The organism is Paenochrobactrum gallinarii (assembly GCF_014205685.1).
GTDB lineage: Bacteria > Pseudomonadota > Alphaproteobacteria > Rhizobiales > Rhizobiaceae > Paenochrobactrum > Paenochrobactrum gallinarii.
The window spans coordinates 1-7930 of record NZ_JACIIU010000040.1 but is presented as its reverse complement, the minus strand read 5'-3'; the positions used below and the strand labels follow the sequence as shown (position 1 = coordinate 7930).

The 7930-nt window shown below is 49.1% G+C and carries 6 protein-coding genes and 1 pseudogene; 1 reads left to right on the top strand and 6 read right to left on the bottom strand.

Going from position 1 to position 7930, the window contains the following annotated elements:
- Nucleotides 1-51: 51 nt before the first annotated feature.
- From FHS77_RS15195 to FHS77_RS15170, 6 genes are all read right to left on the bottom strand, one after another.
- On the bottom strand, nt 52-1356 hold the full coding sequence (locus tag FHS77_RS15195) for a TRAP transporter large permease (protein ID WP_184224777.1): 1305 nt from the start codon (nt 1354-1356) through the stop codon (nt 52-54).
- 64 nt (nt 1357-1420) lie between these two features.
- The gene (locus tag FHS77_RS15190; protein ID WP_184224776.1) at nt 1421-2452 is read right to left on the bottom strand and encodes a TRAP transporter substrate-binding protein; all 1032 of its coding nucleotides are present in this window, start codon (nt 2450-2452) and stop codon (nt 1421-1423) included.
- A gap of 117 nt (nt 2453-2569) precedes the next feature.
- Nucleotides 2570-4033, bottom strand: coding sequence for an aldehyde dehydrogenase family protein (locus FHS77_RS15185; protein WP_246431373.1), 1464 nt, complete (start codon nt 4031-4033; stop codon nt 2570-2572).
- A 65-nt stretch (nt 4034-4098) separates the two neighbouring features.
- Complete coding sequence (locus FHS77_RS15180; RefSeq protein ID WP_184224775.1) at nt 4099-4971, bottom strand: alpha/beta fold hydrolase; 873 nt, start codon at nt 4969-4971, stop codon at nt 4099-4101.
- A complete protein-coding gene (locus FHS77_RS15175) occupies nt 4968-5921 on the bottom strand; it encodes a 3-carboxyethylcatechol 2,3-dioxygenase (RefSeq protein ID WP_184224774.1) in 954 nt (317 codons plus the stop codon). Before FHS77_RS15175 ends, FHS77_RS15180 begins: the two co-directional genes overlap by 4 nt.
- A 207-nt stretch (nt 5922-6128) precedes the next feature.
- Nucleotides 6129-6902: a GntR family transcriptional regulator gene (locus FHS77_RS15170; RefSeq protein ID WP_184224773.1), complete on the bottom strand. Its 774-nt coding sequence runs from the start codon at nt 6900-6902 to the stop codon at nt 6129-6131.
- Nucleotides 6903-7320: 418 nt separating this feature from the next.
- Between FHS77_RS15170 and FHS77_RS15165 the strand changes: the two are divergent.
- Nucleotides 7321-7773, top strand: a pseudogene (locus tag FHS77_RS15165) (IS110 family transposase); the annotation flags it as partial.
- Between the last annotated feature and the right edge of the window lie 157 nt (nt 7774-7930).

The window sequence follows — 7930 nt, the reverse complement described above, 5'->3', positions numbered from 1 at the left end:
TCCAGGCCATCTTGATCTCCGTCGTATGTCAGAAATCCGATTGAATCATAACTAACTGAAATCACTCAATTCATTTTGGAACGGACACTCAGGGAAAAACAGAAGGATGAACGCAACGATTACAATCGCAATCGCAAAGGGAAGAATTCCGATAAATGCTTCCTTCATCTCGATTTCTTTAACCAGTGAAACCAATATGAAAATATTGAGTCCCACTGGTGGCGTGATCAAGCCCAACTCGATCACCAACACCATCATAACGCCGAACCAGATTGGGTCGAAACCAAGTGCAAGGACGATTGGAAACAGAATTGGCACAGTAAGGAACAGGATACCCATCCCCTCCATAATCGTGCCCAATAGAGCCAGAAACAGGAGTACCAGCAATATTGTCCCGATCGGTCCAAGACCAAGATTAATGACGATATCAGTCAATTCCACCGGCACACGGCTGGCTTCCATGAAAAACTGGAAGAATGCAGTGCCTAGGATGATCATATAGATTACGATTGAGGCTTCAGCAGTTTCACGAAGTGCGGTCACAAATCCAGGTAAACCCAACCGACCGGAAGCAAAGCTGATGATAATAGCTGCACCTGCGCCTACCGCCGCACCTTCAGTCGGGGTGAAAATACCGGTGTAAATACCGCCCATCAAGACACCGAACAGTAACACAATCGGCGCAAGTGACAGAAGCTTAGCGCCGTTTCTACTCCCTTCCACCGTCACGGTCTGCGACATTTGCTCTGGGAACACCCGCACCCATATAAAGACGACTAAGCAGAAGGCCAAAATCAGCAGCATGCCCGGCAATATGCCGGCAATAAACAGTGCTCCGATGGAAGTTTCGGTTAGAAATCCATAGATGATCATCATGCCAGAAGGTGGAATCATGATGCCCAAAGTGCCGCCCGCAGCAACCGCTCCGCTGACCAGCCGCGGATGATAACCACGTTTCAGCATTTCAGGCGTAGCAACACGTGCCATGGCCGAGGTTGTTGCCAATGAGGAGCCAGCAGCCGCCGAAAAGGCTCCCGACGTGATGATGGTTGATATTGCCAATCCGCCTTTCATACGGCTGCAAAGCAAGCTGAAAGCATCAAACAGCACGGTTGACATGCCGCTTTTTGCTGCAACATTTCCCATCAGGATGAAAAGCGGCAAAGTTGATAGTGAATAATTACTCAAAACGTCTACCGGAACAGTGCCGAGAAGGTAGAACAAAGTGTTGAAGTCTCTCAATAACCACACCCCAGCCAAACCCGTAATTGCCATGGCAAGGGCTATAGGAGCTCTAAATACAATCAGGACAAGCAGGATTCCAAACCCCGCCAGACCTATCTGGAATGGTGTCATTTCAGTCTCTCCAAAAGCCGTCACGCCTCTTCAGGCATGACGCTTAAACTTCTGATAAATGAGATTAATTTGCAGATTTTGGTGCGGCTAGCTGACGTTGATATTCAGCTTCGAAATCAGCAACAAATGCCTTGGCCGGAAAGCCTTTGGCTTCCAATGCTGCAATATTTGCGTCGATAACCGGTTGTGCTCTGGCTTTCCACGTAGCACGGTCCGCTTCGCTCAGCTCATTGATTGCATGCCCGGCACCTTTTGCAATCTCGTAACCTGCCGCATCGCTTTTAACGAATGCTTCCGCAAAGCGTGCGATATTTTCAGGGGTTGAATAACGATCAATTAGCGCTTTCACATCATCAGGCAGTGCATTATATTTAGCTTCATTCATCAGCAAAAATAACGGAGCCGCAGTAATATTAAGCTCGAGATGGTCCGAACTAACTTCGCCAACATTAAAAGCCTTGAGCATTCCCCAGGCGCCGACGGCACCGTCCAATACGCCCTTTTCCATCATTTCATAAATCGCAGGCGCGGGCGTCAAAACACCCTCTCCATTAAAGTTCCCCAATGTATCGACCATAATCGATCCGCCAGCGCGTATTTTTAATCCTGCCAGATCATCTATTTTTGCGACAGGCTTGCGGGTATGAAGCTGCTGCATACTGGTGAGCCAGATGGCGATCGGACGAACTCCGGGCATGCTATTTCGCAGATATTTATCGTAAGAGAGCCAGAATGCACGGGAGGCCGCAACACTATCTTCGTAAAGAAACGGCAACTCAATCAGATCTGCCATAGGAAAGCGGCCCGGAGTATAGCCAAACATACCATGTGCAATATCAACAAGACCACGCTGCGCCTGATCAAACTGACGCTGTGGATTACCGTAAGCCGTACCACCAAAATAGGTTTCGAACTTTACCTTGCCATCGCTATCTTCTTCTATTTCCTTAACAAACCGGTCTATGGTTAAGCGATGGTTCCCACTACTTGATGTTGAAAATGCACTGATCGTTAATGTCAGCGGCTTTTCTTGTGCAATACCCAAACCGGTTGTCAGCGCAAATATGCTTGCCGTCATAAATAGTGTTTTAAACATGCTTCCCTCCCTTTTTGGCCACGCGCTCATTGACAGGCATTCTGTGTGGCCAATTGTTTTTCATTGTTCCCAGTCATTGAAACCTGCTATCCTTCCTCTAAGACAGCGGGCAACGTATCACAAAGTAATATAGACGTTCTTCTGTTGCGTGTAGGACAGCAACTCTTCGAAGCTTTCCTCTTTATTATTACCTGATTGTTTAAAGCCGCCAAACGGTGCCGGGAAAAAATGCGATACAGCATTATTAATCCAGACATAACCGGCCTCAACACGGCTGGCTGCATTGTGCGCAGTGGCAAGATTAGTGGTATAGATGCCAGCTGCCAGACCGTATTCTACGCTGTTCACTTCATCATACATGCTATCTTCGTCCTTCCACTTTATAACGGAAAGCACCGGACCAAAGATTTCTTCGCGTGCAATTCGCATGCTCATATCAACATCAGCAAAAACTGTTGGCTCGATAAACCACCCTTGTTCCAGATTACCGTCATCAGGACGTTTTCCACCTGCAACTAATTTTGCCCCCTCGGCTTTTCCGACCTCGATATACTCCATAATCTTGTCAAATTGCGCCTTAGAGACAATCGCGCCCATGCTGGTTTCAGGGTTCATCGGATCCCCCGGACGAAAGGCTTTAATCCCTTCAAGAACACCTTCCAATACCTCATCATAAATGTCTTCATGTAGGAAAAGGCGGGTGGTTGAAGAGCAAGCTTGTCCGCACCATGCAAAGGCCATCCCTTTAACTGCACCTGCAATCGCACGCTCAATATCAGCATCGGGATAGATGATCAGAGCATTTTTACCGCCAAGCTCAAGACTGACATTTTTTAGCTGGTCAGCTGCCGCACGCGTAATTGCACGCCCTGTAGGTATCGAGCCAATAAGCGTGATGCGGGGCACCAAGGGATGCTGCACTAAAGCTTCGCCACATTCTCTATCACCAGACAGGACGTTAAATATCCCTGCCGGAAAAATACCGTCAACAAGCTCGGCCAAACGATAGGCAGAAAGCGGGGCCTGAACCGGCGGCTTCATAATCACCGCATTTCCGGCGGCAACAGGCGCTGCAAAACGGCTGGCGGTGAACATAATCGGATGGTTATAAGCGACAATACGAGCGCAGACCCCATAAGGTTCGCGGATTGTCATATTCACGACCCCCTCACCCATCGGGATTGTCGAACCGCGTAGCTCATAAACCAGGCCTGCAAAATATTCGACCAATTGGGCGGCGATATCAACATCACGCATCAGTGCTGTCACCGGATTACCGCAATTGATCGCATCCAGACGCGCCAGCTCTTCTTTATTGGCGCGCAAGATAGCCGCTACCTCACGTAAGGCCGCGCCGCGAATGGACGGCGGTTGCTGAGACCATTGCCGATAGGCTGCATGAGCCGCCTCGACAGCCGCTGCTACATCTTCTGCATTGGCAACAGCAGCCCGACCAAGATTTTCGCCCGTAGAGGGACTAAATGTGTCAGCATAGCCACCCTTGGGTTCATGCCATGCGCCACCATAGTAAAGGCCACGATGCGTTGGTAGTTGAACGCCACTCATATTCATGTTCATCATGTCTTTCATGTTCCTGTTTTACTCGTAGCCAGCAGGCAGAATTCCGCCGCACATAACTCTTCAAATCAAACGCCCATTGCATTCAGATAGCTTTTGACTTCTGTCACTACATCCTGAGGATTATCTTGTGCCAGATCATGGCTACCCGCGATCTCGACAACCCGTGCATGGGGATTAGCGCCGCTCACCTTGGCCATCGTATCGCTCGCGAAAAGATTGGAACCTGCACCTCGTACCACCAGAAATGGATAGTTCAGTTTATTCAGGGTTACCCACGGATCTGCTTCTTCGGGCTGGCGCACACCTGTTTCCAGAACCTTGCGGAACTTGTCACGAAAATACAAATCCCGTAGTAATTCCCATCCGCCTTCAACAGGACGCATGAATTCACGAAAGCGCTTTCGCATCGGATCATCCGGCCCAAGTGCTGCGGGATCATGCCCGTGATATGCCAGCGCCTCGTCAATAGTTGCGAAGTGATCGGGCTGGCGCCCGATTGAATTTGCTACATATTTACGACCCTCTGCTGCCAAATCCGGTGCAAAATCAAGACAGCACAAGCCAGCAACACGCTCAGGATACCAGCCTGCTGCCAGCAGACAAATCCGTCCGCCCATAGAATGGCCAACCAGAACAGCTTTATCCCAGCCAAGATGATCCATGAGCGCAATAATATCAGCTGCATTTCTACGCAGGCTGTAATCATGCGCGACACTACGGCCAGACTGGCCAAAGCCGCGCATATCAATGGCCACAACCTCGCGATCCGTTGAAAGCGCCGCAGCCACGCCCATCCAGTCATATGAGAAAAAGGACAGACCGTGCACGATAATGACCGGTATTTTGCCGGGCACACCGAACTGCCGATAAAATATTTCAACATCACCGGCAGGCGCACGACCCTCATGATAGGTGGAGAGTGATGTCTTCGTGTTCATGCTGATTTACCCGGGGAAGACATGATGCACATTCCGGTGAGCCATTCCGGCACAACGCTGTAATAGTCGAGTTGCAATTGTCCCTCGCCTAATGCACGAGCGGCAGCAGTGGCTGCGACCCATGTCCGTACTTCATGGGCTCCAAAACCAGCTAACCGGTCAATTTCACGATCAGTTATTGCGTCCAGAGCCTCGGTGTCAAAATCGCCGAGCTTGCGAATGAACCCTTTATCCCATTCCTCGCTTGGCGGAAGGCACGGGCCTCGCTGATTAACCAGATCATGCGCAGTACGCACCACACAAGCCTCGCGAGCCGCATATTCTTCTTCCGTGGGAACGCTACGGTTGATCAGACGCGCCGAGCCCGACGCAGAGGTACGATCAAGACGCGGGGTTGGCGGATCATGTGACAACCCTCCCGACCCGATCAATGTGATATTCAAATCTTTCTTATCGGCTAAAAAATTCCCGATTGCTTCACCAAGCATACGTACACGCCGGAAAGAAGGACGCGGATCAGCCGCACAATTCACAAAAACAGGTAACACGTCATAGCGTGCAAGCGCACCGGTAAGCTGCATCAAAGGCACTGTCATACCATGATCGACCTTCATGTCATGCGAAATCGCGACATCAAAATCATTGCGCTGCAAATAACGAGCACATTCAAGAGCCATATCTTTTGGTACGCGCAGAGCACGACCTCGAATGCCCCAGTCATTCGTACCTTCAGCCGCCAGACCAATGCAGAAAGGCGGCATCATCTCATAAAAGAAACCATTGAAATGATCCGGACCAAACAGCACAATCAGATCAGGTGAGAATTCATGTAAACGCCTTGAGGTTTCCTCCAATGATGAGAAAAAGCGCTTTTGCGTACCCTCAACACTTTCCTCTATATCAGTAAGCATCAGTGGGCTGTGCGATGCACAGATCAGCTGTAATGACATGTCCCCTCCTTTATCTCCCGTTTTCCAACCACGACAAAAAATGCTGCTCCATCACGCCCAAGAGTGTCAACATTACAGGAAAGTCACTTCCTCGTGGCTGAACGAGACGCCTTGCTCAAATAGCGAATCACGTTCTCCATCTATAAATTAGCATATAAAGTACTAAAGTATAGCTTATTGTACTAATGATGTTTGTTTTTGCAAAATTTAACGAATATTCATTTCCAGCCGAACGGCGTCTCCGCGATAATATCCCTCACTGGCATAAATCAGCTTCCCGTCAGATGCATGTACAAAACGATGCATGACGACCAATGGGGAATTCAGAGGTATCTCCATTGTAGCTGCTACATCCACATCCGCGACACTTATTGTTAATATCTGGTTTGCGGCACCAAGCTTTTCCGCTGCAGCTTCTTGAAGCAAGACCAATAATGGCTCGCTTTCAAATCGAGATGGCTTAACACATCCGAAAAGCTCCTCATCCAGATAAGATGAGCCAAGCAAATAGACTTGTCCATCGCGTCTGTGCAGTCGTTTAAACCAATGATAAGAGGCCGCTTCCTGTGATCCGTCTTTCAACAGATCAGGTAATTGAACATCGCTATTCGTAGCCAAAGTTTTGATATCTGCGCCTTGGTGAGCTTTCGTGATTGAAGCCCAATCCATATCCAGACGATGGGCGCTTATCGATGCAGGCGCGCGTAGCACAAATGAGCCCTTAGCGCGGCGCTGATCAATGAGTCCCTCAGCTTTTAAGAGCTCAAAGGCCTGCCGGATAGTTCCTCTTGCAACCGAAAACTCTTGCTCAAGTTCATCAATATTTGGAATGCGGCTACCGACAGGCCAAAAACCGGACGAAATCCGGTTGCGAAACAAGTCTGCCAGTTGCAGATAAATCGCTACGCGGCTACGTTTGAGGCCGTTACCAATCTGGGAAACAGATCCGCGGGTTAAATTGGTTTTTTCTTTCTCAGACATACCAAAGCTACTCTCACGATGAATACACCTCTATTTCATTACTTATATAATGGTAACATTAGGTTTGTACAATAAACTAGTTTTATGACCCTTTTGTTTAGAAACTTTAATCTCACTTTGTTGGTCACGGCCGTATTCCTGCTCATAACGGCATCGTTGTGAAAATATACCTTGACCAGAACACCAAGCACGCCTCTCGACTTGGCTTACAATGGCTGGCGGAGATCGTGACATTTATACATCCGGCTTCCGGCAAGGTGGATAAAGAACCAAACAGCTTCTTAACGTTGATAAGATTGCGGTTGGCACTGGCACAGAACTGCACCTGAATAGATGGAGTGGTTGCCGCCCTGGCCAAGCGACAATTCTTGGTTGAAGATTGTTGCATTCAATCTACTCGATGGGAAGGATGGCAGGCATGACCACAGATACAATGCTCGGGATCGATCTGGCTAAAAGCGTTTTTCAGGTGCACGCAGCATCGATGACAGGGCAGGTAAAATTTCGTAAAAAGCTATCGAGACTACAATTTCGTAAGTTTCTGGCAGAGCACCCCGCGGCGACCGTGGTTATGGAAGCCTGCGGCAGTGCGCATTATTGGGCACGAGAGATAGCCAAACACGGCCATGTGGTAAAACTGATTGCTCCCCAGTATGTCCGCCCGTTTGTAAAGCGCCAGATAAACGATACAGCGGATGCTGAAACTATTGTTATCGCTGCACAACGACCTGAGATGCGCTTCATCACTCCGAAGATGGAAGAGCAGCAAGCTAAGGCACTTCTTTTTCGTGGAAGAGAACGGCTTGTCTGCCAACGCACGGAGTTGGTCAACGCGTTACGGTCAGTCCTCTACGAGTTTGGCCACCCAATTCCTGGACTTGCTTCGTAAAAGTGGAGAGGTTTTCTTGAGTTGAAAGGAAACTTACATGACGAGGCTCTGTTGCAAAAATTCCGGTTGGTTGGAGAGGTCCTGTTCTCTCGGGCATCACACGGGCTGACCTTCGAGATTCTGCGCGAGCAACGCCACC